The 26178-nt window shown below is 50.4% G+C and carries 26 protein-coding genes; 8 read left to right on the top strand and 18 right to left on the bottom strand.

Translation table 11 applies throughout. The features are described from left to right. Positions 1–25: 25 nt before the first annotated feature. Complete coding sequence (gene htpX, locus K7G70_RS16970; RefSeq protein ID WP_223789852.1) at positions 26–928, bottom strand: protease HtpX; 903 nt, start codon at positions 926–928, stop codon at positions 26–28. 205 nt (positions 929–1133) lie between these two features. On the opposite strand from htpX, the gene typA reads away from it, so the two are divergent. Both typA and K7G70_RS16980 read left to right on the top strand, forming a co-directional pair. Continuing rightward, positions 1134–2951 carry a translational GTPase TypA gene (gene typA / locus K7G70_RS16975; RefSeq protein WP_223789853.1) on the top strand — a complete coding sequence of 606 codons (1818 nt, stop codon included), beginning with the start codon at positions 1134–1136 and terminating at the stop codon, positions 2949–2951. Positions 2952–3158: 207 nt separating this feature from the next. Next, a complete protein-coding gene (locus K7G70_RS16980) occupies positions 3159–5987 on the top strand; it encodes a ligand-binding sensor domain-containing diguanylate cyclase (protein WP_223789854.1) in 2829 nt (942 codons plus the stop codon). 268 nt (positions 5988–6255) lie between these two features. On the opposite strand, the gene K7G70_RS16985 is transcribed toward K7G70_RS16980, so the two are convergent. From K7G70_RS16985 to K7G70_RS17035, 11 genes are all read right to left on the bottom strand, one after another. After that, positions 6256–6663, bottom strand: coding sequence for a hypothetical protein (locus K7G70_RS16985; RefSeq protein ID WP_223789855.1), 408 nt, complete (start codon positions 6661–6663; stop codon positions 6256–6258). Between the two features lie 82 nt (positions 6664–6745). Beyond that, the gene (locus K7G70_RS16990) at positions 6746–7213 is read right to left on the bottom strand and encodes an OsmC family protein (protein ID WP_223789856.1); all 468 of its coding nucleotides are present in this window, start codon (positions 7211–7213) and stop codon (positions 6746–6748) included. 292 nt (positions 7214–7505) lie between these two features. Then, a complete protein-coding gene (locus K7G70_RS16995) occupies positions 7506–8003 on the bottom strand; it encodes a hypothetical protein (protein WP_223789857.1) in 498 nt (165 codons plus the stop codon). 121 nt (positions 8004–8124) lie between these two features. Continuing rightward, the gene (locus tag K7G70_RS17000) at positions 8125–8628 is read right to left on the bottom strand and encodes a hypothetical protein (protein WP_223789858.1); all 504 of its coding nucleotides are present in this window, start codon (positions 8626–8628) and stop codon (positions 8125–8127) included. A gap of 77 nt (positions 8629–8705) precedes the next feature. Continuing rightward, positions 8706–9161 (bottom strand): hypothetical protein, encoded by a 456-nt coding sequence (locus K7G70_RS17005; RefSeq protein ID WP_223789859.1) that lies wholly within the window; start codon positions 9159–9161, stop codon positions 8706–8708. A gap of 665 nt (positions 9162–9826) precedes the next feature. After that, the gene (locus K7G70_RS17010; protein ID WP_223789860.1) at positions 9827–10747 is read right to left on the bottom strand and encodes an arginine deiminase-related protein; all 921 of its coding nucleotides are present in this window, start codon (positions 10745–10747) and stop codon (positions 9827–9829) included. Next, a complete protein-coding gene (gene dusA / locus K7G70_RS17015; protein ID WP_223789861.1) occupies positions 10737–11714 on the bottom strand; it encodes a tRNA dihydrouridine(20/20a) synthase DusA in 978 nt (325 codons plus the stop codon). Before dusA ends, K7G70_RS17010 begins: the two co-directional genes overlap by 11 nt. Next, complete coding sequence (gene dapE / locus K7G70_RS17020) at positions 11711–12844, bottom strand: succinyl-diaminopimelate desuccinylase (RefSeq protein WP_223789862.1); 1134 nt, start codon at positions 12842–12844, stop codon at positions 11711–11713. The genes dusA and dapE overlap by 4 nt, the downstream gene beginning before the upstream one ends. Positions 12845–12846: 2 nt before the next feature. Further along, positions 12847–13146 carry an ArsC/Spx/MgsR family protein gene (locus K7G70_RS17025; RefSeq protein WP_223789863.1) on the bottom strand — a complete coding sequence of 100 codons (300 nt, stop codon included), beginning with the start codon at positions 13144–13146 and terminating at the stop codon, positions 12847–12849. Further along, positions 13143–13958, bottom strand: coding sequence for a 2,3,4,5-tetrahydropyridine-2,6-dicarboxylate N-succinyltransferase (dapD, locus tag K7G70_RS17030; protein ID WP_223789864.1), 816 nt, complete (start codon positions 13956–13958; stop codon positions 13143–13145). The genes K7G70_RS17025 and dapD overlap by 4 nt, the downstream gene beginning before the upstream one ends. 81 nt (positions 13959–14039) lie before the next feature. Further along, positions 14040–14351, bottom strand: a complete 312-nt coding sequence (locus K7G70_RS17035; RefSeq protein WP_223789865.1) for a DciA family protein — start codon at positions 14349–14351, stop codon at positions 14040–14042. A 44-nt stretch (positions 14352–14395) separates the two neighbouring features. Between K7G70_RS17035 and K7G70_RS17040 the strand changes: the two genes are divergently transcribed. The 6 genes from K7G70_RS17040 to K7G70_RS17065 all read left to right on the top strand — a co-directional run bounded on the left by K7G70_RS17040 (position 14396) and on the right by K7G70_RS17065 (position 21027). Next, positions 14396–15325: a M23 family metallopeptidase gene (locus K7G70_RS17040; protein ID WP_223789866.1), complete on the top strand. Its 930-nt coding sequence runs from the start codon at positions 14396–14398 to the stop codon at positions 15323–15325. 116 nt (positions 15326–15441) lie between these two features. Continuing rightward, on the top strand, positions 15442–18177 hold the full coding sequence (secA, locus tag K7G70_RS17045; protein WP_223789867.1) for a preprotein translocase subunit SecA: 2736 nt from the start codon (positions 15442–15444) through the stop codon (positions 18175–18177). Continuing rightward, on the top strand, positions 18156–18581 hold the full coding sequence (locus tag K7G70_RS17050; protein ID WP_223789868.1) for a (deoxy)nucleoside triphosphate pyrophosphohydrolase: 426 nt from the start codon (positions 18156–18158) through the stop codon (positions 18579–18581). Before secA ends, K7G70_RS17050 begins: the two co-directional genes overlap by 22 nt. A 279-nt stretch (positions 18582–18860) precedes the next feature. Further along, positions 18861–19547, top strand: a complete 687-nt coding sequence (locus K7G70_RS17055) for an EAL domain-containing protein (protein ID WP_223789869.1) — start codon at positions 18861–18863, stop codon at positions 19545–19547. Next, on the top strand, positions 19540–20376 hold the full coding sequence (locus K7G70_RS17060) for a DUF6502 family protein (RefSeq protein WP_223789870.1): 837 nt from the start codon (positions 19540–19542) through the stop codon (positions 20374–20376). The genes K7G70_RS17055 and K7G70_RS17060 overlap by 8 nt, the downstream gene beginning before the upstream one ends. 24 nt (positions 20377–20400) lie before the next feature. Further along, complete coding sequence (locus tag K7G70_RS17065) at positions 20401–21027, top strand: hypothetical protein (protein WP_223789871.1); 627 nt, start codon at positions 20401–20403, stop codon at positions 21025–21027. 279 nt (positions 21028–21306) lie between these two features. Here the strand turns inward: K7G70_RS17065 and mazG are convergent, their stop codons facing one another. The 6 genes from mazG to djlA form a co-directional block, all read right to left on the bottom strand. Next, on the bottom strand, positions 21307–22077 hold the full coding sequence (mazG, locus tag K7G70_RS17070) for a nucleoside triphosphate pyrophosphohydrolase (RefSeq protein ID WP_223789872.1): 771 nt from the start codon (positions 22075–22077) through the stop codon (positions 21307–21309). Between the two features lie 12 nt (positions 22078–22089). Then, complete coding sequence (locus K7G70_RS17075; protein WP_223789873.1) at positions 22090–23448, bottom strand: ATP-binding protein; 1359 nt, start codon at positions 23446–23448, stop codon at positions 22090–22092. Next, positions 23448–24125, bottom strand: coding sequence for a response regulator transcription factor (locus K7G70_RS17080; protein ID WP_223789874.1), 678 nt, complete (start codon positions 24123–24125; stop codon positions 23448–23450). Before K7G70_RS17080 ends, K7G70_RS17075 begins: the two co-directional genes overlap by 1 nt. Positions 24126–24128: 3 nt before the next feature. Further along, positions 24129–24554 (bottom strand): hypothetical protein, encoded by a 426-nt coding sequence (locus K7G70_RS17085; RefSeq protein WP_223789875.1) that lies wholly within the window; start codon positions 24552–24554, stop codon positions 24129–24131. A gap of 9 nt (positions 24555–24563) precedes the next feature. After that, positions 24564–25247: a ribulose-phosphate 3-epimerase gene (gene rpe, locus K7G70_RS17090; protein ID WP_223789876.1), complete on the bottom strand. Its 684-nt coding sequence runs from the start codon at positions 25245–25247 to the stop codon at positions 24564–24566. A gap of 92 nt (positions 25248–25339) precedes the next feature. After that, positions 25340–26134 (bottom strand): co-chaperone DjlA, encoded by a 795-nt coding sequence (gene djlA / locus K7G70_RS17095; protein ID WP_223789877.1) that lies wholly within the window; start codon positions 26132–26134, stop codon positions 25340–25342. Positions 26135–26178 lie beyond the last annotated feature (44 nt).

Below are 26178 nucleotides of genomic sequence, written 5' to 3' on the forward strand. Positions count from 1 at the left end.
TTTTTGCTTCATTGGATGTGGCCAATCAGCTGACCACGGTGTTGTCACCATACTTGGCTTGTTCCAAAGCCGCGATGCGGTCTGCCAATGGTGGGTGGGTGGAGAACAGTTTGGCCAAAGTGGCTTTACCACCCGAAATACCGAAGGCAGCGAATTCACCTTCCAACTTTTCGGTGCGGGTGCTGCGTTGCAGCGCTTTCAAAGCATCGATCATGTTTTGATTGCCGGCCAATTGGGCTCCGCCCTCATCGGCATGGAATTCACGCCATCTGGAGAACGAGTTGATGATGATGGCCGCCAAAAAGCCCAAGATGATTTGCGCAATCAGGGTGCCGATGAAATAGCCCATGCTGTAACCGCCGCCTTTGTCATCACGCATGGCCGCCGCAATGGCGTAACCGATGACGCGAGAGAAGAAGATCACAAAGGCGTTGAGCACCCCTTGGATCAAGGCCATGGTCACCATGTCGCCGTTGGCCACGTGAGCCACTTCGTGACCCAACACCGCCTCGACTTCATTGCGCTTCATGGTTTGTAACAAACCGGTGCTGACGGCCACCAGAGAATCATTTTTCTTCATACCGGTGGCAAAGGCATTGGGACTGGGTGAGTTGAACACCCCCACTTCAGGCATGCCGATGCCGGCGGCTTCGGCTTGGCGTCTGACGGTGTCGACCAGCCATTGTTCGTCGGCATTGCGCGGTTGTTCTATGACCTGCACACCCATGCTTTTCTTGGCAATCCACTTGGACATGGCCAAGGAGATGAAAGAACCGATCGATCCCCACAAAATAGAGAACACGGCCAACGCGCGGTAATCCAGGCCATTGGCAGTTAAATAACTGTCAAAACCGAATATCCGCATCACCACCGAAATCACCGCCAAAATGGCGATGTTGGTGGCCACAAATAACAAAACTCTTTTCATTTTTGTACCTGCAATTAGGGTTGATATCAACGGTCATCATAGACCACACATGATGAAATAAGTGCAAATTTTCATTCCACAAGGGGGCCAGAAGTCCTGTTTGATCGAAAAAGCGAAAATAAGTCGCCCCTTTCGGCAAACAAACGCCTTTGTCACGGGCGTTTGGGCTATAATGCGCGGCTTTTATTGGCCCTCTGGAATTCCCATGTCGACCGAACACATCAGAAACATCGCCATCATCGCCCACGTTGACCACGGCAAAACCACCTTGGTGGATGAATTGCTCAAGCAATCAGGCACCTTGGGTGACCGCGCCGAAGACCCCAACCGCTTGATGGACTCCAACGACCTAGAGAAAGAGCGCGGCATCACCATTTTGTCCAAAAACACTTCGATTGAGTGGGAAGGCTACAAGATCAACATCGTCGACACCCCAGGTCACGCCGACTTCGGTGGCGAAGTGGAGCGGGTGTTGAGCATGGTGGACTCGGTGCTGTTGTTGGTCGATGCGGTGGATGGGCCCATGCCCCAAACCCGCTTCGTGACCCAAAAAGCCTTTGAAATGGGCTTCACCCCGGTGGTGGTGGTCAACAAAGTGGACCGCGATGGTGCCCGCATTCAGTGGGTGATTGATCAGACCTTTGATTTGTTTGATTCTTTGGGTGCCACCGACGAACAGCTGGACTTCCCGATCATCTACGCTTCGGCGATCAATGGCTATGCTTCAGAGGATGACGAAAACCGCGAAGGCGACATGCGCCCGTTGTTTGAAACCATCACCCAAAAGGTCAGCCCGCCCGACGTGGACATCGAAGCGCCGTTTCAAATGCAGGTATCGACCCTGGATTACAACTCATTCCTGGGCTTGATCGGCATCGGCCGCATCAAACAAGGCTCGGTCAAAACCAACACCCCGGTGACGGTGATTGACTCCGAAGGACAAACCCGCAATGGCCGCATCCTGAAAATTTTTGGTTTCAAAGGCCTGGAACGCATTGAAGTGGATAAGGCCTCGGCCGGCGACATCGTGGCCATTTCTGGCATTGACGGCATCGGCATTTCTGACACCCTGTGTGACCGCGAGCATGTGACTGCCTTGCCGCCCTTAACGGTGGATGAGCCGACCATCTCGATGTTGTTCTGTGTCAACGATTCACCCTTTGCCGGTAAAAGCGGCAAGTTCCTCACCTCACGTCAAATCAAAGACCGTCTGGAACGCGAAACCACCTACAACGTGGCACTGCGGGTGGAAGAAACCGAAAACTCCGACCAATTCAAAGTCTCTGGTCGCGGTGAGTTGCATTTATCGGTGCTGATCGAAACCATGCGCCGCGAAGGTTTTGAGCTGGCCATTTCCCGTCCCCAGGTGATCTACCGGGAAATCGATGGCCAATTGTGCGAGCCCTATGAAGACTTGGTGGTGGACATCGAACAAGAACACCAGGGTTCGGTGATGGAACAGTTACTCGGCCGCCGCGCCGAGGTGAAAGACATCGTGCCGGATGCCACCGGCCGGGTGCGGATGAATTTTGTGATTCCGGCGCGCGGTTTGATTGGCTACCAATCTGAATTCAAAACAACCACCTCGGGTTCGGGCATTTTGACCCATGTGTTTGATCATTATGGCCGCAAGTTGAACACCATCGAACGCAGCCGCAAAAACGGCGTGTTGATTGCCAAAGGCACGGGCAAAGCCCTGGGTTATGCTTTGTTCAACCTGCAAGACCGAGGCCGTTTGTTGATTGATGCCAACGTCGAAGTCTACGAAGGCCAAGTCATCGGCATCCATTCCAGGGACAACGACCTGACGGTCAACCCATTGAAAGGCAAACAACTGACCAACGTCCGGGCCGCCGGCAAAGACGACGCCTTGAACCTGGTGCCACCGATCAAAATGACCTTGGAACAATCCATGGAATTCATCGAGGACGATGAGTTGGTGGAAGTGACACCGGATGAAATCCGCATCCGCAAACGCCATTTGTTGGAACACGAACGCAAGCGCGCCAGCCGCGAAGCCTGACCCGTATCGCACCCATGAAAGCCAAAAGCCATGCCCTCCAGCATGGCTTTTTTGCTGGGCCGGGCCCAGTGAACCGTGAAAAAATGAACAATCGACCGGTCATTTTCTGTTATCCTGTTAATTCTAATCAACCAGAAGCGACATCGGGGAAACGTGCGACTAAGTCAATGCCACCATCAATTGGGTTGGGTGCTGCTGAGTCTGATCATGATTCAGCTGACCGCCCGCGCCACCATCGTCGGTACCCCGCCACTGACTGAAATCCACATCCCAGCTGAGCCTTACATCACCGTGTTTGACATGGCTCAAGACCACAACAACGTCATTTACCTGACCAATGACAAAGGTTTGCAAGTGTTTGATGGCAACCGCTGGCACACCGTGTTGATCCCTGACACCATTTTGACCCGCGAACTGTTGGTCGATGAAGACGGAACGGTCTACGCGGGTGGGTATGATTTTTTTGGCCGCGTGGAACGCAATGCACTGGGTCAATACGTGTTCATAGACCTCACGCCTGACAACAACCCAATCAAATTTGCCAGCATTTGGGAAATCATCAATTGTCAGGGCCTGATCTATTTCCGGGCCTTGAACCACGTGTTTCAATACGCCCCCCAAACAGGTAACATCAACTCCTGGTCTTTTGAAGGCCGACTGGGTGACATCATCTGTTATGCCGGTGAGGTGTGGTTACAAGACCGCACCGAAGGCATGAAAGTGTTGCAAGACGGGGTCTGGGCAGACAGCCCCATTCAGCTGCAAGACAACAGCCTGATTTATGATTTACAAACCCTGGATGACGGCCGGGTTTTCATCCACTCCCAATCCGACAATTGGCGGGTGATCAATGGCCACGAGGTGGAAACCATTGCCTTCGACACCCCATTGCCACCTTTGGGCAGCTTTGCCAACTCATTGACTTTGAGCGACAACCAGGTGGTCATGGGTGGTAAAGATGGGGCCCTGACCTTCCTCAATTTCAATGACTTCACCGCACAATCTTTCCAACTGTCCAATGACTGGATCTCGGCCATCATCCGTGCCAACGATGGGGGCCTGTTGATTTTATCGAACTTCACCATCTACCACCTCACCTGGCCCAGCCCCTGGCGCATCCAGAACCGCGATGCCGGTTTGAGCAGTGACATTTTTGACCTGGCGGTGTGGAATGACCATTTGTATGCCACCTCCAGAGCCGGTGTGTACATGGAAGTGTCCCAACAACAAACCGGCCAGGGTAAGAACTTCAAAACCCTGGACTGGACCCACCAAGAGGCCTGGAATTTGCTGCCTCTGAATGACGAGGAAATGTTATTGGCCGAGTCACACCGGGCTTATTTGATCAAGACAGATCAGAGCAAACAGGCCTTAACCGACGTCATTTATCCCCGGGTGTTTCAACCTTCCAAATTCCACCCCGATCGCATCTACTTACACACCGAGTTGGACACCCGTTTGCTGTCCCAACAAGGTGAACAATGGCACGATTGGGTGGTGGCACCCGGCAAACCACGCAATGTGATTGAGTTGACTCCCGACACTTTGCTGATCACCACGGTCGAAGGCCGGTTTTTCAAAGTGATTTTGAACGACACCCTGGATGCGGTGGAAGCCACGGTTGAAATGCACAACCAAGCCGGGATTCCGGCCAGTGAAACCGCGAAACTGACCCTTTACGAAGGCCCCAACCAGCGCATTTTCGGGCAGACAGAAAACGCCTACTACGAATTCGCCGACAACCAACTGGCAAGTTCCGACATGCTGGGACTGGGCGCTTTGTTGCCTCCGGATCAACTGTCCAACATGGGGCTCAGTCCGACCGGACAGTTTTGGGTGTCCAGCAGTGACCACATTTACTTGTTGGATGAACAACAATGGCTGACCATTGACGCTTCAGAACACATCCAAGGTGGCATTTATGCGGTTGAGTTCATGGCCGACCAAATCAAAATCGCCGCCAACAGCGTGATTTTGAGTTACTTACTCAATCACCCCCATGACCAAGCGCCGGTCAGTGGCAAAATGCTGATCACCGCGGCCTCCCTGACTCCCAAAGACGGCTCTGGGCCGGTGGCCTTCCCGGTCTCCGGCTCCACCCCATTCACCATCGGTGCCGATGTGGGTGGCTTGACCATCCAGTATTCATTCACCGACATCAAACACCAAACCGCCACCCAATACCAATACCGCTTGGTGGGTCACAACAACCAGTGGTCGCCTTACAGCCACAACACCCAAGCCAGTTTTCTGGAACTGCCGGCAGGCGATTACGCTTTCGAGGTGCGGGCCAAAGACGTCAATGGCCAAGACCACAGCAGCCCGCAACTGATTTTCACTGTCGAGCCGCATTGGTATCTGACCCCTTTGGCCAAAACCGCCTGGTTCATCGCCACCTTGTTGTTGCTCTGGCTGCTGTTGAGGGTTTACCTGTGGTGGCGGGAACGCAAACACGAAGAACAAAAACGGGCGTTGAAGGCCATCATCAATGAAAAAACCCAGGCCCTGAAACTGGCCAACGAAGCCTTACAGGACCTGGCCCACAAAGACCCCTTGACCGGTTTGTCCAACCGCCTGTTTCTGGACCAGTACATCAATGACCTGATCGATGGTCAAGTCGAACAGCTGGCGGTGATCATGATGGACATGGATCATTTCAAACGTTACAACGACACCCAGGGCCATTTGGCCGGCGACCAATTGCTGGAAAAATTCGCCCAATCCTTGCTGACCCGCATCAAACGTAAGCAGGACCTGGTGGCCCGCTATGGCGGCGAAGAATTCCTTATGATCATGCCCAAAACCGACCAACAACACACCTTGATGGCCGCAGAAAACATCCGCAGCCACACCGAAAACCAACCTGAAAAAACCACCGTGTCCATCGGCGTGGCCTTCGCCAACAGCCAACCCATCCAAAGCGCCAAAGACGTTTTCGCCCTCATCGACCTGGCCGACAAAGCACTTTACGAAGCCAAAACCACAGGCCGCAACCAAGTCGTGGTCTACAACGAAAAATTAGAAGTCACCACTTAAGTACAGCATTGATGATCACAGCCAGCGTAGAATGGTTGCCGCAGATGCAATGCAGCCTCGATATGACATCCCAAATATTGCGGTCATTGCGAGCGCAGCGAAGCAATCTCCATCAGCAACGGGTGATGCCATTAATCACATGAAAAAGCATCCAACCCCCTATCCCAGAAGTGATTCGGATTAAACGAAAGAAAGGCCTTTTCCCCAGGCGAAGCGCACGCATGGATGTTGGCCAAGAAGCCAACCGAGGCTTGCGGGTAGAAGACATTCAGTCATTGATCACACAATGAAAAATTTCATCCAAACTTGAAATCCTGAGTATTGGGGGATCAGATGACAGGCGCACCTCACCAAATTCACCCTCAACACAGAAGCCACCCTCAACCTTCCAAAGGCCATGCAGCGTATCATAATCAATCGATCCATCGGCATCTGTGGTTGGCGACACCTCATCCATGGAATGCAAACCGGAGACAGCGGTGAGCTTATCGAACACCAGTTCACCAGAGACAAAACAGGAACGATGTTGGCGAGGAGGTGTGTCATATTTGGGGTGCTCAGCCAACAGTGAAACATCAAGCCTGATGCGAAACGCACGCGCGGTGCAGTCCCAGCCCAAAACAATGCTGTCTGTCATGTCCACTTGTTCGAAATGGATTTCACCCAGTTTTTTCATCTGATTTCTTTTATCGCCAGTCCAATGGTCAGCAATGTTGATTCAAACATTCAGTTCAGACATAAACGACCACAGCCCTTGATCAACTCACAACTTCAATCAACACCACGGTTTTCACCGAATTGGCGATGAAACATTGTTCGTGTGCCTGGTGATGCATTTTTTCGATTTGCTCAATCGTGGGCTGACGATCACCTGAAAATATGACCTGGGGTCGCAAGGTCACTTGGGTCATGGAGATTTTTTTGTGGTCATCGGCTTGCATGACCCCCACGGCGTGGTCCACGTATTGATCAATGATGAACTGGCGTTTGGCCGCAATCGACAAAAAAAACAACATGTGACAACTGGACAAAGCAGCCACAAAGGCCTCTTCAGGATCCACATGGGCTGCCACCGAATAAGGCAGCGGCACCACCTGCGGCGAAGACGACGCTTCCACCACAGCCCCACCATCAAACGACCAGCTATGACCCCGGCTGTATCGGTTGTCAATAAAACCCTCGTCCTTACCACGGGTCCATTTGATTTCAGCAGTGTATTCGGACATCACGGTTCCTCTTCATTGTTCAGTCAATCCCATTGTATGTCGCCTGATTACCATTGACCATTGATATATGACTGCCCATTCAATAACCTTTGCTCGCTCAATATAACACTACTTAAGATCGCTGAGCTTGTCGAAGCGAAGTTGATGCTTGAGCATTTACCAAAACAAAAATGCACTTCGACAAGCTCAGTGACCTCAGAAGTTGCCGCGGCAGCGATGTAGTCTAAGAAAGACATCTGAACCCATGCCGTTAACTTTTACACTAAGCAGCTTGGTCAATTTTTTGGTCTTGTTACTGATCTCTTTCAAGGACCAATTGGTCGGTGTTTTCTTTATTTGCAGTTAAATAGGACTCGATGCGTTCAATGTGTTTAAACCCTTTGGGCATCACAAAAGCCAAATGGTGTTGGTGTGAATCCTCAATGCTTCCTAGATTCGTTGCGTCCAAATACTCAAATTCAATTTTTCCTTCTTTAAAGGAACCGCTCATTACCAGTCTTGGTTGGTTGCCTTGCGGACAGTAATGGGTTGCCATCAACCGCTTTCCATCCAGATGATACACGGTCAGAGAATGCTTTTTGCCTTTCGACAACCAGGTTTCCATGAGCACCGTTTCATTGGCGGTCAGCTCAAATTGAATTCTGAAATCAGTTTCAGAACCTTGGACTTTCCAAGTGCCAACAAGCAGTTTTAAGGCATCAAACCCAACCTCCGCAGAGTCACTGCTTGGTTGCCCATGAACATGGGTGGAAATCAGTATCAATAACATTAACTTGGTTGAGAAGTTCATATCTGTCCTTTTATCAGTAAAAATTTAAAATTAATGCATCAGTGTCTTCAGTTCTTATTGATTGAACGCCTCAAGCTATACGAGTTAGCGCATCGAGCCAGAAAGGTGAGGCTGCTTTTGCTTATTTTGAGTTTTCAAATTCTAATCGTACGATAAATTCACTAAACTCTTTCCTAAATTCTTCAAATCCCAGTTTTTCATAGGAACCCTCTAAGAACTCTATTGTTTGAGAAAGAAAAGGAAACTCAATGTCTTTAGCTAATTCAATGATAAATTCATATTCATTTTCCCATGCTGTTAGGACTAAATCAGCTGCAAGCTCGAGATAATTTCTATAAGTTCTACCGCCACCTTCTACAAATATTTGTCTAATTGTCCCGTCATTCTTATTGACGCAATATATTGAATCGAAATTCCCATCATCCCACAGCGGTTCGTATCCTTGTGGTATGAGTTCAGATTGCTCCAGCTCATCACATAGATACAGCTCCTCGGGCACTCCAACCCATAAATGTAAGTGCTTGTGAATTTTCTCTTCTTCATCAGTAAACTGACGAATAAAAACTTTAGGGAAATTATTTTCGATTAAATAATCAATTGTTCTTTTCTTGGTATATAAAGTCATTAGTTTTATACCCTAATGTGCATAACATCCGAAGTAACTTTGTTATAAATTCATCGAAGGAGTGTTTTATATCAGATTTACCTGTTTGTTACACCCATACAATAGTTATTAGCTTTTGGATCGTCTGGATCGCTTACAACAAACTCAAAACTGTCCGATAGATTATAGCCTTTCAAGCCATCTTTCACTTTGTCACTCATTAGTGCTTTTGCACTTGTTTCAAAGAGCACTTTTGGATCTAATTCTTTTTTGGAATAAGACTGTCCCATTTGTTTCGCCAAATTATTTGCTGCTGGCCAACCTCCGACTGATGTATTGGTGAATTGGAACCATCGCCAAGCAGCACTATCTGTTTTGTCCTCGTTTCCATCTTCATCACTTTCAACTAAGAATGACAATTCCAAGCCTTCATTCCATGGGTAACAGTCTAATGCCATAACATTTATGGTTTCATTTTGGAACCGTCCGCGCCAATGTAGAAGTTCAATATAAATTAGATGAGAAAGTTGTTCTTGGAATTCTTGTATATTCATTTTCTAATAGTTAACAATTTATTTTTAATGCATTTATGCCACTTATCCTGATATTTACCAGACATTCTCGCATGTATATTAATGTTGAACATTGTATGTCTTTGATTTATAGCATTTAAAGGATTTATTGTCCGCATAATGATCTGGCATTGTGTGCATTGATGCCATAAATCACGTCAGTTGAATCCTGTTAATGCAGATATGCTGTTATATGAGATTACCGCCGCTGCAAAGCAGCCTCGCAATGACGATCTTGATTTTTTACTGAGAGAAATTAGGGGCTGAAGATCAAGATCAAAATGAAACCTGAATTTCAGCCCTGAGGGTAATTTTGGGGGTGAAGATCAAGGCGGATTTTAAGTTTTAGTCTCGGCCGCTGCCGCATCCTGCTCTCGCGACAGACCCACATCCTTGTGGGCCAGCGCACTCAAGTGTGCGTGACAGACCAAATACCTAACCCCAACCCAGAGGATTTCTTTAATGACTCAGGACAATTTCGGGCCAATAGATCAAGGAATTCAGAGAGTAGAATTTCAGTCCTGAGGGCGATTTTGGGTGAGAAGATCAAGGCGGATTTTAAGTTTTAGTCGGGAGCGCACTCATGTGTGCGTGACCGTCAAAACTTAAAATCCAACGCCGGGATTCGCTCCCAAAATCGTCCTGAGTCAGAAGATTTCGCCGATCATGCAGCGGAGGCTCCCTCCGGCCTTTTCTAACTCTGAGACATCGACACCGTGTAAAACAAACCCCCAAGATTCCAAAGTTTGTTTCGACTCAGGGCGCAAGGCATCCAAGGCCGTTTGCGAGAAAAACACATCCCGCTCAGTGATTGAGATGCAATTGCCTACAAAGGCCAGTTTTTCTTCATCTGTGATCAACAAGGTGCGGTCCTGATAGAACTCAGCGATCGCATCCACCACCGCTGGATCGGCAAATGAATCGCGGTGCATCACACAAGCATGACCGGCCAAGCAGGCCATCACCACGTTGGTGTGGTACTCACCGGGGGCCAAATCAAATTGGAACATCAAATCCGTGGCAAAGGCTTCATCCAAGGCCACCACACCGGCGTCATCAACCCGTTCAGTCATGCCCACAAAACCGATGTTGCGGGCCCTGTCGGGCACCAGAACCCCGGTCAATTCTGCCACCGCTTTGGCGTGATCGATTTCATATTTTTCATAGCCCAACAATTCACCAAAAAACTGGCGGATGTCCGCCCGCTCGGTTTCCTTTTGGCGGTTGTCGTATTTCATGGAGCCGATCACATAGCGGTTGTGGTGGGTGGTGGCAAAGGCGTTATTGGGGAACACCGCATCGGGCGTGTCGGCGGACCCAGGAAAAGTCACCACAGGCACGCCGACATCGGTGATGGCGCGGGCCAGGTGTTGGTGCTGATACATGGCCAGTTGCACGTCGACTGCTTGATCCATCAACATGTATTCATTGTCCTGAGCGGTTTGTTGGTCCAAACGGAAACCGATGGGACTGACCATGAAGGCGGCTTTCATGCTGCCGGCTTGTTTGATTGGAAAAGGCTGATTGACCACAGCCGCTTTGAATTCTTCAACTGTTTTAACTAACATGTTTCACCCACTCTCGTGCTTCTGCGATCACCGACACGTCGTCTTTGCGGCGCGGTCCTTCGGTGACCAAATGTGATTTCCATTTTTTGTTGCCCGGCAAGCCGTGGAACAACCCCAATATCGGCCGAATCAGCCAATGCAAACTCAGGCCTTGTTGCAACATGGCCTGACAATACGCCACATAGGCGGTCAACACGGCATCCCGGTCGCGTTGCATGGGGGCGAAACCCAAGGCCTCGTGCATCTCTCGGATCAACCACGGGTCATTCCAAAAAGCCCGGCCGACCATCACCCCATCCACCTGTTGCCAATGGCTTTGGGCCACGGCCACGGTGTCTATGCCACCATTGACCACCACGGTCAACTCCGGATGGGCCGCCTTGAGGTCATGGGCATAATGATACTTCAACGGTGGTACGGTTCGGTTTTGTTTGGGGCTCAAGCCTTGCAACAAGGCTTTGCGGGCATGGATGATGAATGTGTCACAGCCCGCCGCTTGTACCGTGGTGATGAATGACACAAATGATTCATAAGCGTCGTCATCGTCCACCCCAATCCTGGATTTGATGGTGACCGGTATTGTAACGGCATTTTGCATGGCCGCAAAGCATTCCGCCACCAATTCAGGCTCTTTCATCAGGCAGGCGCCAAAGCGGCCTTTTTGCACCCGGTCACTGGGGCAGCCCACATTCAAATTGATCTCGGCATAGCCCAGGTCTTCGGCAATGCGGGCACAGGCGGCCAAGTCGGCAGGATCGCTGCCACCCAACTGCAGGGCCACCGGATTTTCCTCTGGAGAAAAGCCCAGGTATTTGTCGCGGTCACCACGCAAGATGGCCGGACAAGTCACCATTTCGGTGTACAACAACACCCGATCTGAGATCAAGCGATGGAAATAGCGGCAATGGCGATCGGTCCAGTCCAACATCGGGGCCACCGCCAAACGTCGATCGATGGCTGCGTTCATGACAACAACAAGCGCTTGATCAGATCCAGATAGATGTTTTCCAACTGCACCAGGTGACTGACTTTTTCTTGTTCATTGACCCGGTGGATGGTTTTGTTGATTGGGCCCAGCTCCATGGTGGCGATGCCAAAGGGGGCCACAAAACGACCATCGGAGGTGCCGCCGGCGGCGTTGAATTCGGGCTGGCGGCCGGTGATGGCTTCGATCGATGCCGCCAACGCCTGACGAAACTTGGGATCTTCACAGTAGAAGGGTTCGCCAGACAAAGTCCATTGCAAGGAATAATCCAAGCCGTGCCGTTCCAACAAAGCGGTCAATTGCGCCGCCAAACTGTCCTGAGAGGACACCGGCGCATAGCGGAAGTTACCGGTGATGGTCATCACGCCCGGAATGATGTTGGGCGCGCCGGCACCGGCTTCGATGGCCGAAATTTGAAAACTGGTGGGGGGAAAATCGGTCATCCCGTCATCCCAGGCAAAGCGGCCCAGTTCATCCAGGGCGGCCGCCGCTTTGAACACCGGATTGTCGGCATTTTGCGGATAGGCCACGTGACCCTGTTTGCCCCGGATTTCAATCTCTACATGCAGGGATCCCCGGCGCCCCACCCGCACCGTGTCACCCAAGGCCTCGGAGCTGCTGGGTTCGCCAACCAAACAATAATCAAAATGATGCTGTTCTGCGATCTTGGGCATGAAGCGCTTGATGCCATCCACGGCTTCCCCTTCCTCATCACTGGTCAACATCAAGGCGACTTTACCGGGGTGATTGGGGTGTTCGCCGACAAATTTTTCCATGGCCAAGACCATCGCCGCCACCGACCCTTTCATATCCGCCACGCCACGACCGTGCAACACGCCATCTTGCACCAGACCGGACAAAGGGTCATGAACCCAAGCATCCAAATCACCGGGTGGCACCACATCGGTGTGACCCAAAAACAGCAAGGCCGGACCGGCTGGTTCACCGTGCCACATCAGCACGTTGTCGACCGCACCAAAGCGGTGGTGTTCACCGCTGAATCCTTGACCGCCCAAGCGGTTCATCAACAAGGGCTGGCAGCCGGCATCATCCGGGGTGTAGGAGGGTTTTTGAATCAGCTGTTTGGCCAGGGTGATGACTTCGGGTTCCATGCTTACAATCCGATTTTGAAGTGATCACCGGTCCACACCACCGGGCGCTTGATCAGGGTGGGATGGGCCACCAACACCGCCGCATCGGCGGCTGCTTTGGTCGCTTCATCCAATTGTTTCCAGGTGGTGCTGCGCTTGTTCAACAGCTGATTGAGATCAATGTCCTGCAGCATGCGAGACACCAAGTCGGCATCGATGCCATCGACCCGGAAATCGTGGAGTTGGGGTGACTGCCCATTGGCCGTCGCTTGTTTCATCGCCGCCCGCACTTTGTCACAGTTTTTGATGCCGTAAATGATCATGATCTGAGCAACTCATTGATGGAGGTTTTGGCGCGGGTTTTTTCATCCACTTTTTTCACGATGACCGCACAATTCAGGGCGTATTTGCCGTTGCTGGCCGGTAAGGTGCCGGACACCACCACCGAGCCTGGTGGCACGTATCCGTAAGTGATTTCATCGGTTTCGCGGTCATAGATTTTGGTGCTTTGGCCGATGAACACGCCCATCGAAATCACGCTGCCTTTGCCGATGCGCACACCTTCGACCACTTCACTGCGGGCGCCGATGAAACAGCCGTCTTCTATGATGGTGGGCGAGGCTTGCAGCGGTTCCAAAACACCGCCGATACCGACCCCGCCGGATAAGTGCACATTTTTGCCAATTTGGGCACAACTGCCAACGGTGGCCCAGGTGTCAACCATGGTGCCGGCATCGACAAAGGCGCCGATGTTGACATAGGATGGCATGCACACCACCCCTTTGCCCAGAAATGCTCCGCGACGGACGGTGGCCGGCGGCACAATGCGGGCCCCGACTTGATGAAAGTCACTGGCTTCGGCACCGGCGAAACGGCACGGCACTTTGTCCCAATAATTGTGGGTGGTGCCAGGCATCACTTGATTGTCTGTAATGGTGAAATACAACAACACGGCCTTTTTCAACCATTCATTGACCACCCAGTCATCACCTTGGGGGGCTGCCACGCGCCATTGGCCGGATTCCAGTCCCTGTAATGCCTGTTCAACGGCGGTTCCATATTCGGCTTTGAGTTGGGCTGGCGTCAATTCGCTTTTGGCCTGCCAAGCGGCCTCGATTTGTGCGGCTAAATTCATGGTGGGTCAAATGTTTTGAGAATGGGGCATTATAAACTGACGCCAGACACAATACACCCTTGGCATGGACCAATTTGGGGGTCAAGATCGCTTGATTTCTACGCTCAGTTGCAGTTTCTTCACGGATATTTTGAATTCTGACTGCATTATCTGTAAAATGCTGCGGCTGTACATGCGAATTTTGCTGGCTTCCATTTGTGAATAACAAATAAAAACAGCTGTTTCGTCCTTGATATTGGCTAAGTGGCACATCCCCTTAACCTGGGCAGGCAGGCGCAATTGAAGCTCTTGATTCAGCCGATTGAGCTGGGTGGCACGACGTATGAGTCCAGATAGATTTTTATCTTGAGAGATACTTTCAGTGATTGAGTTAAATCCGCTGGACTTTCGCATGGGCCTATTTGATGATTTATCGACCAAGTTAGCAAGTTTTTTTTATGAATAAATATACGCTGATCAAACATGAAAAAACCGGCATCGTTCAATATGCATTGAGTGATCAATCCGTCAAATTCAAAATGTTCTCTTTGGTGGGCATGTTTGCTGTTTTGATGATCGCCACAGGCACTTTAATCGGGGCCACCTGGTTTGCCAGTCCCACCGACAATCAGGACAAAGTCAAAGAATTACAGGCTTTGGTCGATGCCAGCCAACAAGAGTTGATTGAACACAAAAAGTCCATTCAATATGACATCGACTCCATGACCTTACAAATCGGCAAGTTGATGGCCCAATCCACCCGTTTAAACGCCCTGGGTTCACGGCTGACCGAAGTGGCCGAAATCAACACCGAAGATTTCAACCTGGCCGCTGAGCCCGGTTTGGGTGGCGCCGCCATGGAATTGACCGGCGAAATCAACACCCCACAGAACCTTTATGCCAACCTGTTTAATTTGGAAGATGCGTTCATCAAGCAACAAGAGAATTTCAACATCCTGGCACAATTGCTGAACGAACAAACGGTCGACCAGCAAGCCACCCCACACGTGTTGCCCATTGAGAAAGGTTGGATCTCCTCATACTACGGCAAACGCATAGACCCCTTCACCGGTCAACAAGCCAACCATGCCGGCATGGACTATTCCGGGGCCTATCATTCCAAAATCCTGGCCGCCGGTGACGGCGTCGTGGTCTGGGCTGGCAAACGCGGCAGTTATGGCCAAATGGTTGAAATCGACCATGGTAATGGCTTCATGACCCGCTATGCCCATGCCAGTTCGATCAACGTGAAATTGGGACAAAAAGTCACTGCCGGTGACGCCATTGCGGTGATGGGTAAATCAGGCCGGGCCACTTCAGAACATTTGCATTTTGAAATTCTGAAAAATGGCCACAAGGTCAACCCCCTGCCGTTCATCAATTCCTGAACAAACAGAACGAAGCACACCGGGGCAAAAAATCTCATATTTATGTGCCCCATGACTTGAATATTGAATGATTGAATCCACATTGATTCATCCAGCATGCGCACATCTGATTACTTATGGCTAAAAACTCACTTTTCACCAAACTTTTCGGCAGCAGAAACCAAAGATACGTCCGTCAATTGGACAAAATTGCCGACAAAATCGAAGCGCTGGAACCACAGGTTCAAGCCCTGACTGATGACGATTTTCCTCAGCAAACCCAGGCCTTAAAAGACCGCTTCGCCCAAGGAGAAAGTTTGGATGAGTTGTTGCCGGAAGCTTTTGCCCTGGTGCGGGAAGCCTCGGTGCGAACCTTGGGCATGCGCCATTACCATGTGCAACTGATCGGTGGTTTGGTCATTCACAACGGCAAAATTGCCGAAATGCGCACCGGTGAAGGTAAAACATTGATGTGTACCCTGCCGGCCTATTTGAATGCCCTGGCTGGACAAGGTGTCCACGTGGTGACGGTCAATGATTACCTGGCCAACCGCGATGCCAAATGGATGGAGCCCTTATACAACTTTTTGGGCATGAACGTGGGTGTGGTGATTCCCAGTTTGAGTCATGAAGCCAAACGGGCCGCCTACGCCTGCGACATCACCTACGCCACCAACAACGAATTGGGGTTTGATTATTTGCGTGACAACATGGCTTTCAGCCTGGAAGCCAAAGTACAACGTGAGCCCTTCTTTGCGGTGATTGATGAGGTCGACTCCATCCTGATTGACGAGGCCAGAACCCCATTGATCATTTCGGGCCAGGTCGATGAATCACCTGAAGTCTACAACCGGGTCAACAAACTGGTACCATTGCTGGAAAAGTCCACCTACGAGCCTGATCAAAAAGAAATCACCCAAGCCGTCCTGAACAAGCAAAGTATGCCCGAACCCGATGGCGACTTTTCGGTGGACGAAAAATCCAAACAAGTGTTCCTCACCGAACAAGGCATGCAGAATGCCGAAGATTTGCTGAAGAAAAACGGCCTGATGGGGGCCGACGATTCATTGTATGACTCCCAACACATTGGTTTGATGCATCACGTCAGTGCCGCTTTGAAAGCGCATCATTTGTTTGAGAAAGACGTGGACTACATCGTCAAGGACGGCGAAATCGTGATTGTCGATGAATTCACTGGCCGCACCATGGAAGGCCGACGTTGGTCAGACGGCTTACACCAAGCGGTGGAAGCCAAAGAAAACGTGCCGATTCAAAAAGAAAACCAAACCTTGGCCTCGATCACCTTCCAGAATTATTTCAGGCTTTATCCCAAGCTGTCCGGTATGACCGGGACCGCTGACACCGAAGCCTATGAGTTCCAGACCATTTATAACCTGGAAGTGATCGTGATCCCGACCCACAAACCGATGATTCGTGACGACCAAGGGGATCTGGTTTATTTCAACCAAAAAGCCAAATTTGAAGCCATCATCGAAGACATCAGTGATTGTTATGAACGACAACAACCGGTGTTGGTGGGTACCGCGTCGATCGAAGTCTCAGAATTTCTGTCGACTCAATTGAAACAACGCAAAATCAAACACAATGTGTTGAACGCCAAACAACACGAACGTGAAGCCTTGATCGTGGCCGAAGCCGGTTTACCCGGTGCCGTCACCATCGCCACCAACATGGCCGGTCGGGGTACCGACATTGTGTTGGGTGGCAACCTGGCGGTTGAAATGGAAAGCCAAGGCGAACTGAGCGACTCGCAAAAGGAACAGCTGGAAGCCGATTGGAAGGCCCGCCACCAATTGGTCTTGGACAATGGCGGTCTGCGCATCATTGGCACCGAACGCCACGAATCTCGCCGCATCGACAACCAATTGCGCGGACGGGCTGGCCGCCAAGGCGATCCGGGCTCATCCCGCTTTTACATATCCTTGGAAGACAACCTGATGCGCGTCTTCGGCCAAAGTCGCATGATGGATAACATGAAACGCTTTGGCATGAAAGAAGATGAATACATCGAGCACAAGTGGATCACCCGCATCATCGAAAATGCCCAACGCAAAGTGGAATCCCACAACTTTGACATCCGCAAACACTTGTTGGAATACGACGACGTGGCCAACGACCAAAGAATGGTGGTTTATCAACAACGGGCCGATTTGTTGGAAGCCGATGAGATCGGTGAATACATCGCCGACACCCGGGAAGAGGTGTTTGACAATGTCATCCGCCAACACATCCCGCTGGAAAGCGTTGAAGAACAATGGCAAATCCCCCAACTGGAACGCGTGTTGGCCCATGAGTTTGGCATTGAAATCAACATCACCCGCATCCTTGAGCGGGATGACGATTTGGATGACGATGGCTTATGCGACAAAATCCATGACCACATCGATCGCTTCTTCAAAGAGAAAGAAGCCATGACCGGTGCCGAAGTCATGCGTCACTTCGAAAAAGCCGCCTATCTGAATACCTTGGACCAATTGTGGAAAGAGCATTTGGCCCAAATGGATCATTTGCGCCAAGGGGTTGGTTTGCGATCACATGCACAGAAACAACCGATTCAAGAATACAAGCGTGAATCATTTGAAATGTTCAAAGACTTGCTGGACAAAATCAAATACGAGACCACCCGCATCATTGCCCGGGTCAGGGTGCAGGAAGAAGGCGACGTCAATGCCATGGAACAAAGAGAGAGCCAGAACGTCCAGTTGCAGCACCAATCACCCAGTCAGCCCACGCGCAGTGAACCCCAAAAAGTGGAAACCTTTGTGCGCGATGGACAGAAAGTCGGGCGCAATGACCCCTGTCCTTGCGGATCAGGCAAGAAATTCAAACAATGCCACGGTCGCCTGAGCTGACCGCCAACACCACCCATGTCGTCGTCCTGGTCTTGCAAAATGGCCAGGGCGAAGTGCTGTTAACCCAGCGCCAATCCCACCAGCATTTACCCGGCTTGTGGGAATACCCCGGCGGCAAAGTCGAAACCGGTGAATCCCGACAACAAGCGCTACAACGAGAATGCCTGGAAGAGTTGGGTTACCGCCCCATCAATCCCAGCCCCATTTTAGAAATCCCCCACCAATACCCCAACAAGCGGGTTTGTTTGCATGTGTTTCATGAACACAACCCCCAAGCTTCGGTACATTCAGCCGAACAGCAAAACATGCGCTGGGTACCGATCATTGAATTGCCTTCGGTGCCACTGCCCCCGGCCAATGCAACCATCACCGAATATTTACTGAATAGAACCAACAACACCTGAACCCAGTGTGGAGGGCGCGCCCTCCTGACAACAAAACCCGCGGCCAGCCAAGCATTCCCCCATGGCTCCGCCAGTTACCAACTCGACCAACATTCACCCATCCCGAACTTAATTTTGTGCATGATTGCAGAAGCATTATGTGACAATTTTTGTCATGTGCCGGTGATCACAATTCAAATTGACTCAGCGGCATTCACTTTTTTTTCAAAATTTTAACAAAACAGTTTACAGCCACCCCATTGTGCGACATAATAAACCTGTTCAATCTTGACCATGTTTATGAATTTAGCTGCCTTCCAATCTGCCATCAGTCAGAAATTGCATTTCCAATTTCAGGACATCGTTGGCATGGACGGTCAGCCGCAAAACTGGTTTGAAATGCTCTACCGCCCACAAAATCTGATGGGACATCCCAACACCGAACATTTTTTCCATTCACTCAGCACCCAACAAAAAGTGGATCTGGACATCCAGATTTTTGAACAAATACCTGACATCCAGGAAGCGCATCCGCTGGACCGCCTCAGTGTCAACCTGATGCCAATCAGCTTGTTAAGCGATGCCTTCAAAAACAGGTTCATCGGTCTGATCGATGCCGGCTTGATTGATCCCAGCCACTTGTGCATTGAAATCGTCGAAATCCATTCCATGCCACCGTTGTGCTCCAGCTCCATAGAGCTCTTGAAGTACTTCAGAGAATACGGCGGCCTGGTGGCCTTGGACGATTTTGGGTCGGGCTTTGCCCATTGGGAATTGCTGCAAATGGGTTTGATTGATGTGATCAAAGTGGCCAACCAAAACCTGTCATATCGAAACGTCACGGCTGGTTTCACGTTGGGACTGGCCAGCTTTGCCCATGCCATGGGCATCAACACCGTCTTAGAAGGGGTGGAAAATCACATCGATTATGAAAAAGGACTGAAACAAGGTTTTAAAAACTTTCAAGGGTGGTACTTCAATGAATAATCCAAGCGCTAAATCGCCTCATTTATCCTTTGATTCCTACTGGCTTGGGTTCATCTCCACCTGCCTCAGGCCGTTGGTGCGAATTCTGGTCAAGCAGAAAGTGGAATTCAACTCATTCCAGAATTTGGTGCGACGCTTGTTTGTCGAAGAAGCCGAAAAACACATTGAAGAGACCTCCAACAACAGCCGCGGCAAAATTTCTTCCATCGCCTACCAAACCGGCTTGGATCGACGCGAAGTCTCCAAAATCATGAACCAAAACACCAATGACAGTAAAATTTTGGAGCAAAACCGGTCTCGCGAAGCCAACATTCTGGAGCATTGGAAGCACATGCCCCCATTTTGTGACGAGCAAGGCAACCCTTTACCATTGAAACGCAGTGGCAAAGGGCTGTCATTTGAAACATTGTGCCAAAGATTTGGAAAAAACATCAGCCATGGCCCCATTTTGGAGTCTTTGCTGGAAGCCAACTGTGTAGAAATCAGAGACAATAGGGTTCATTTCCTGAATAAATCATACACCCCACCTTCTGGTGTGAGCATGGAAATGACTCACATTGCATCGGCTTCGATCAGAAGAATCGTCGACACCATTCATCACAATTTTTACAGTCAAGAAGCCCCCAATTTTCAACGCAACTTGTATTCAATCCGCATAAAAGAAGAACAAATTCCTGAATTCAAGAAGCAAGTCAATGCCATGATCAGAAAAGTCTATAAAGAAGTGATCACTCCCGAGTTTGACAAAATCGAAAGCCAATTTGAATCCCTTAATTCTAGAGAGAAGAATTCACCTGTTGGGTTGGGTGTATTTTACTTTCAAGACTAATCAAAACACATCCGGAGAAAGAGAATGAAAAGCAACAAACCAACCATGACCCATGTATCAGAAAGTGAAGGCACCGGCATCAGCCAGTCACTTTTATCTGAATCTGAAGGAACTGGAATCAGTCAAAGAATGAAATCTGAGACTGAAGGAACTGGCATCAGAAATACGGCCATTGTTGTGATGTGTTTATTGGTCTCCAACTTGGCACTGGCCAATTCGCTTCATTTATTCTCTTCAACAGAATCTGATGGTGCCTTTCATGGCTTGTATCATGATGAAGCCAATAACCAACTTCATCAAATACAAGGTTATATGGAAGATGGAGAATTCAGAGGAATCAGCATTCCACCAGAGGGTGAGCCCAAATCATCAGATGATGGTACCGGCAACAAATCTTCTGATGATGGCACGGGCAATAAATCCTCTGACGACGGCACCGGCAACGAATCTTCTGATGACGGAACCGGTGGCAGAGACTCATCGGATGACGGCACTGGTGGCAGCAAAGAATTTTTGATTTCCATCAATTTGAATTGCAGTTCCAAAGCCGGTCAATCTAACAACCATGTGAGCATAGAGTACATGGATGGAGATGTGGCTGTTATGAACAGCGAAGTTAATATCAATGGGGAGCAAGCCAATTGTTTATGAATGCAGACATCGATTGATGACTGCACAAAAGAATGTCAATGCAGACTGGTATTTTTATTTACACACACACTACACACACCGATAAAAATATCAGTCTCATGACTGTAAGCTTGTGAGGGGTTGAGTGCCTGCAACAGCGCTCAACTCCAGAACAAGGAGAGGGAGTAATAATAACGAAACAGAGCTGCGGTATTTAAGTATAGCTCATTAAATAGAACATCATTGATGTGTTGGAAGGCATGCCTTTACACACACGCACACACACTTGAGGTGTGCCTTTCAAGGCTCATGAGTTTTTTGTTCTGCTTTGACCTGATTCCATAGTTCGTCAAGAACTTTCAGGTCAAAGTTTTCTTTTTTGGGGTGCTGAATTTTCGCCCTTTTTTCCACTTCCCTGAAACGTTGTTCAAATTTGGCATTGGCCCCCCGCAGTGCAGCCGCTGGATCAATTTGCATGTGCCGGGCCAGATTGGCACAGACAAACAACAAATCACCCAATTCCTCGGCCATCGCCTCACGCTGACCCGATTGCACGGCTTCTTGCAGTTCTTCGGTTTCCTCGGCCAGCTTATCAAACACGTCTTGGATGTTGGGCCAATCAAAGCCAGTCACCGCGGCGTATTTGGTTAATTTGACCGCTTTGAGCAATTCTGGCAGGTTGCGGGCAATGCCATCCAACACGCTGTCTTTGTTCAGGCTTTTGGCTTTTTCCCACGCTTCGGTCTGTTCGGCGGCGGTCAATTTGGGGGCTTCGGGTTGAAACACATGTGGGTGCCGTTCAATCATTTTTTGGCTGATGCCTTGAACCACATCCTGGAAGTTGAACAACTCGGCTTCACTGGCCATCTGGGCATGAAACACCACCTGAAACAGCAAGTCACCCAATTCTGACCGCAAGCCGCTCATGTCGTTTTGGGCGATGGCATCGGCCACTTCATAGGCTTCTTCAATGGTGTAGGGGGCAATGGTGGCAAAATTTTGTTCCAAGTCCCAAGGACAACCCGATTCGGGGTCACGCAGTTGGCGCATGATGTCGAGCAATTGTTTCATGTTGATCCGATGTTAAGGCGGTAAGATGACTTTAAAACAGGCCCCATTCAGGACTGGGTGGGTTTTGATCTCGAGCTCTCCCTGATACGACTCAACGATGTCCGCGACGATGGACAAGCCAATGCCATGGCCTTTGACCTGCTCATCACCCCGCACGCCACGCTGCAGCAGTTCGGCGCGTTTGTCCACCGGAATGCCCGGTCCGTCGTCGCCGATCTCAATCACCAAACCGGTGCGCTTGCGGCCCTCCATGTACAAGGTTTTGACCAACACATCAATTTGTTGGTCACACCATTTGAAAGCGTTTTCCAGTAAATTACCCAAGACTTCCATCAAATCACCTTTTTCACCATAAAACTCAGCCCCAGGGGCAATTTGGGTTTTGACTTCGATGCGGCGATTGGGATTTACTTTCTTCAGGGTGTTGATCAACTTGTCCAACACATCGATCACCGGCACGCCCGTGACAAAAGTGCGGTGTCCTGCGACCGCTGCCCGCTTCAACTGATAAGCCACGATCTCATCCATGTTCATGACCTGCTGTTGAATCAGGTCTTTGTCCACCCCTCCCTTTTCCAGTTCGGCATGGATCACCGCCAAGGGGGTTTTCAAAGAATGGGCCAGATCACCCAAAGTGCGGCGCTGTCGTGACAAATTGCTGCGTTCATTTTCAATCAAGCGGTTGAGGCTGGCGGTCAAACCCCGCAGCTCACTGGGGTAATCCTCAGAAAAGATCAACTCATCGCCTTTTTCCAGCTTCAACAGGTCTTGCATCAGCTGCTTCAGTGGCTTGGTGGCCCAATACATGATGACCCATTGCACACACACCAGCACCGAGCTGATGATGACCAACCAGGTCAACAGGTTTTCTTCAAATTCTGACAATTCACGGTAGAAGTTTCCGGCGTGTTCAGTCACCGCCAAGGTCAACTCAATGGGCCCATCATCGGTTTCTACCGCAAAGCCTTGGCGCATGCGAAACAGGCGTTCACCCTGAAACTCCAACGGCGCATCAAAAACCCGTTCATTGACCGCCACTGGCAGCACTTCAGGTAAGGTTTGGCCCAAGGCCGACGGCGATTCCCAGCTTTGGTTACCGGCGATGACTTGGGCGTACATGCCGGAACCGGGTTGGTCCATCCTGGGGGTGGGGAAATATTCTGGAAAAACCAGGCTGTTGTCTTCCACTTCGGTGTTGGTGATGATGGCCAACACATAGCTCTCCAGACGCTCTTTGACCAGATGCAAAGTTTTTTCCTTGAATGCTTGGTCCATCACCAAGCCAATGACCGCCAATGCCGCCAATAGTGCCACCGACGAAGTCACCAACACCCGATTGGTCAGTGACACCCGTTTGGCAACGGTGACCATCAGTCGGCTGAGCGCATGCGGTACCCACGACCACGCAAGGTTTCGATGTACTTGGTGTCGGGATCAATTTTGGCCAGTTTTTTGCGCAAACGGCCCACAAACACCTCGATGACATTGCTGTCGCGATCATAATCTTGGTGATAGATGTGTTCCGTGAGGATGGTTTTGGACACCACTTCGTTTTGGTGGTGTAACAGGTACTCCAGCACCTTGTATTCGTAAGAGGTCAAGTCCAATGCCTGACCCCTGAGCTTCACTTCCTGCGTGCTCATGTTCATCGACAAATCGCCACAGGCAATTTCTGGGGTGGTGTTGCCACTGGCCCGCCGCACCAATGCATTGACCCTGGCCAATAATTCTGGGAAGTGGAACGGTTTGACCAAGTAGTCATCGGCCCCCGCGTCCAGTCCCATGACTTTGTCTTGCCAGGAGCCTCGGGCTGTCAGCACAATGATGGGAAACTCGATGCCATCTTGCCTGAGGGTTTGGATCACTTCCATGCCAGAGATGCGTGGTAATCCCAAATCGATCACCGCCACATCGGCCGGGTATTCCTGGCCTTTGTACAGGCCGTCTTCGCCATTGTCTGCGGCATCCACCACATAACCCGTCTCTTCAAAGCGTTTGATCAGGGTATTGCGCAGGTTTTCATCGTCTTCAATTAACAATACTCGCATGCTTTACTTGTCTTTGTTTTTGTTCTTGTTGCTGTTTTTGCTCGGGTTGTTTTTGGGCTCCAGCATCATGGGCTGTAAGTCCATTTGCCGGTTGTTTCTGCGGCGGTCATTGGTCGTTGACTTGAAGCGGTTGGGGATCGCCTGGTTGCTTTTGCGATCGCGCATGGACCGACCTCCCCGGTTGTAATACTCGGGTCTGGTGTGCTGGGCTTCTGCAGACGGCTTGCCGGCGCTTTTATTGAAGGTTTTGACGGTGCCTGATGGGGTCAGCACCTTGATTTCATGTTGTCCGTTGATGGTTTTGGCCGACAACACACGACCTTCATGTTTCACTTGATTAACGGCTTCTTCCAAGCTCACAGCAGCCGCCACACTGGCCATACCAGTCAGCGAGAGTAAACAAAAATATATGAAGGTGCGGGCTTTCATGTCACCATTTTAACCCACTTCGCTGAATTGCTGCTGAATCATTTGGCGCATATTTGTGATGGTTTTGGCATAATCCGGGGTGTTGAAGATGGCTGAACCGGCGACAAAAGTGTCGGCGCCGGCCCGGGCAATTTGTCCAATGTTGTTGACTTTCACCCCACCGTCCACCTGCAAACGGATGGCCTGACCGGATTGGTCAATCAGCTTTCTGACCGTGGCCAATTTGGGCAAAGTGCTGTCAATGAATGACTGCCCGCCAAAGCCAGGATTCACGCTCATCAACAAGATCATGTCCAGTTTATCCATCACGTGTTCCAACACCTGCACCGGGGTGGCTGGATTGAGCACCAGACCGGCCTGACAGCCCAAATCTTTGATCAATGACAGGGAACGGTCGATGTGTTCGGAGGCTTCTGGGTGAAAAGTGATCATGCTGGCCCCAGCCTCAGCGAAGTCGCCGATGATGCGGTCCACCGGTTTGACCATCAAATGCACATCAATCGGTGCCGTGATGCCATAATCCCGCAAGGCTTTGAGCACCAATGGCCCGATGGTGAGGTTGGGCACATAGTGGTTGTCCATCACATCAAAATGCACCCAATCTGCCCCGGCATCCAACACGGCTTGGGTGTCTTCACCCAAACGGGCGAAATCAGCAGATAAAATGGAGGGGGCTATGATGTGATCGTTCATGTGAATGGCAGCTGGTTGCGATGAAGTTTGAGTTTGTCACTGCCCATCACGAATGTCAATAATTACCGCCACCAACACCGGCAATGGCTCGATCACCAGCCTTTCAGCTCTTTGACTTTTTCCCAGGACAGTTGGATCTGTTTGGCTTTTTCCTCAGCCACTTTCATCATTTCTGGCGGCAGGCCTTTGGCCACCAATTTATCTGGGTGGTGTTGGCTCATCAAGCGCTTGTACGCCTTGCGCACGGTGATCTTGTTGTCATTGGCGGTCACGCCCAACACTTGGTATGGATTGAATGGGGCGTGGCGGTTGCTGGGGCGGGATTGCCTGGATGACGATTGGCGCTGTTGCTGATAACCCCCTTGGGCATGAAAGCTGCGCATTTTCAGCATCGCTTCCAACAATTTGGGTGGGTAGCCAATCAGTTGACAAACCTGCATCATCAGGTCCATTTCAGCCCGGGAGATCATGCCATCGGCCTCGGCCACATCGACCAACATTTCCAAAAAGATTTGCTTCAGTGACAAGGCCCTTTTGGCCTCCGCACCAAAGCGCCTGAGCATCCCTTCCATGTCACTGCCCTGCCGTTTACCCTGGGTGAACAAATCGATCGCCTTTTGCCGCATTTCCGGGTTCAGGTTCATGTGCTTCATGATGCCTTCGGTGCGTTCAATTTCGACCGGAGAAACCCGACCATCCACCTTGGCCAAACGGCCCATGGTCATGAACAAGGCATTGAAAAAGGCTTCTTGAATGCGCTTTTTGTCGCTGACTTGTGGCCCACCAGTCAGCTGCCGTTCCAACCAATAGCCGACCCACGCACCCAGCAACATGCCTGGTATGTTGCCGAATTTATAACCAATGATGGCGCCAATGATGATACCCATACGATTTATTTGCTTAGTCTGTTTTCCGTGGCTAAAATACGTGC

Origin of the sequence: Marinicella meishanensis, from assembly GCF_019931145.1 — a bacterium.
GTDB classification, from domain to species: Bacteria; Pseudomonadota; Gammaproteobacteria; order Xanthomonadales; family Marinicellaceae; genus Marinicella; species Marinicella meishanensis.

Excerpts from the sequence above, each read along its gene's own strand:
- K7G70_RS17055 (WP_223789869.1), top strand. The coding sequence starts at position 18,861 with ATGAATTTAGCTGCCTTCCAATCTGCCATCAGTCAGAAATTGCATTTC.
- K7G70_RS17080 (WP_223789874.1), bottom strand. The coding sequence starts at position 24,125 with ATGCGAGTATTGTTAATTGAAGACGATGAAAACCTGCGCAATACCCTG.
- K7G70_RS17065 (WP_223789871.1), top strand. The coding sequence starts at position 20,401 with ATGAAAAGCAACAAACCAACCATGACCCATGTATCAGAAAGTGAAGGC.
- rpe (WP_223789876.1), bottom strand. The coding sequence starts at position 25,247 with ATGAACGATCACATCATAGCCCCCTCCATTTTATCTGCTGATTTCGCC.
- dapE (WP_223789862.1), bottom strand. The coding sequence starts at position 12,844 with ATGGAACCCGAAGTCATCACCCTGGCCAAACAGCTGATTCAAAAACCC.
- K7G70_RS17000 (WP_223789858.1), bottom strand. The coding sequence starts at position 8,628 with ATGACTTTATATACCAAGAAAAGAACAATTGATTATTTAATCGAAAAT.
- htpX (WP_223789852.1), bottom strand. The coding sequence starts at position 928 with ATGAAAAGAGTTTTGTTATTTGTGGCCACCAACATCGCCATTTTGGCG.
- K7G70_RS16990 (WP_223789856.1), bottom strand. The coding sequence starts at position 7,213 with ATGTCCGAATACACTGCTGAAATCAAATGGACCCGTGGTAAGGACGAG.
- K7G70_RS17035 (WP_223789865.1), bottom strand. The coding sequence starts at position 14,351 with ATGCGAAAGTCCAGCGGATTTAACTCAATCACTGAAAGTATCTCTCAA.
- K7G70_RS17010 (WP_223789860.1), bottom strand. The coding sequence starts at position 10,747 with ATGTTAGTTAAAACAGTTGAAGAATTCAAAGCGGCTGTGGTCAATCAG.
- mazG (WP_223789872.1), bottom strand. The coding sequence starts at position 22,077 with ATGAAACAATTGCTCGACATCATGCGCCAACTGCGTGACCCCGAATCG.
- secA (WP_223789867.1), top strand. The coding sequence starts at position 15,442 with ATGGCTAAAAACTCACTTTTCACCAAACTTTTCGGCAGCAGAAACCAA.
- K7G70_RS17025 (WP_223789863.1), bottom strand. The coding sequence starts at position 13,146 with ATGATCATTTACGGCATCAAAAACTGTGACAAAGTGCGGGCGGCGATG.
- K7G70_RS16980 (WP_223789854.1), top strand. The coding sequence starts at position 3,159 with ATGATTCAGCTGACCGCCCGCGCCACCATCGTCGGTACCCCGCCACTG.
- typA (WP_223789853.1), top strand. The coding sequence starts at position 1,134 with ATGTCGACCGAACACATCAGAAACATCGCCATCATCGCCCACGTTGAC.
- K7G70_RS17085 (WP_223789875.1), bottom strand. The coding sequence starts at position 24,554 with ATGAAAGCCCGCACCTTCATATATTTTTGTTTACTCTCGCTGACTGGT.
- K7G70_RS17060 (WP_223789870.1), top strand. The coding sequence starts at position 19,540 with ATGAATAATCCAAGCGCTAAATCGCCTCATTTATCCTTTGATTCCTAC.
- K7G70_RS16985 (WP_223789855.1), bottom strand. The coding sequence starts at position 6,663 with ATGAAAAAACTGGGTGAAATCCATTTCGAACAAGTGGACATGACAGAC.
- K7G70_RS17050 (WP_223789868.1), top strand. The coding sequence starts at position 18,156 with ATGCCACGGTCGCCTGAGCTGACCGCCAACACCACCCATGTCGTCGTC.
- dapD (WP_223789864.1), bottom strand. The coding sequence starts at position 13,958 with ATGAATTTAGCCGCACAAATCGAGGCCGCTTGGCAGGCCAAAAGCGAA.
- K7G70_RS17040 (WP_223789866.1), top strand. The coding sequence starts at position 14,396 with ATGAATAAATATACGCTGATCAAACATGAAAAAACCGGCATCGTTCAA.
- K7G70_RS16995 (WP_223789857.1), bottom strand. The coding sequence starts at position 8,003 with ATGAACTTCTCAACCAAGTTAATGTTATTGATACTGATTTCCACCCAT.
- K7G70_RS17005 (WP_223789859.1), bottom strand. The coding sequence starts at position 9,161 with ATGAATATACAAGAATTCCAAGAACAACTTTCTCATCTAATTTATATT.
- K7G70_RS17075 (WP_223789873.1), bottom strand. The coding sequence starts at position 23,448 with ATGGTCACCGTTGCCAAACGGGTGTCACTGACCAATCGGGTGTTGGTG.
- dusA (WP_223789861.1), bottom strand. The coding sequence starts at position 11,714 with ATGAACGCAGCCATCGATCGACGTTTGGCGGTGGCCCCGATGTTGGAC.
- djlA (WP_223789877.1), bottom strand. The coding sequence starts at position 26,134 with ATGGGTATCATCATTGGCGCCATCATTGGTTATAAATTCGGCAACATA.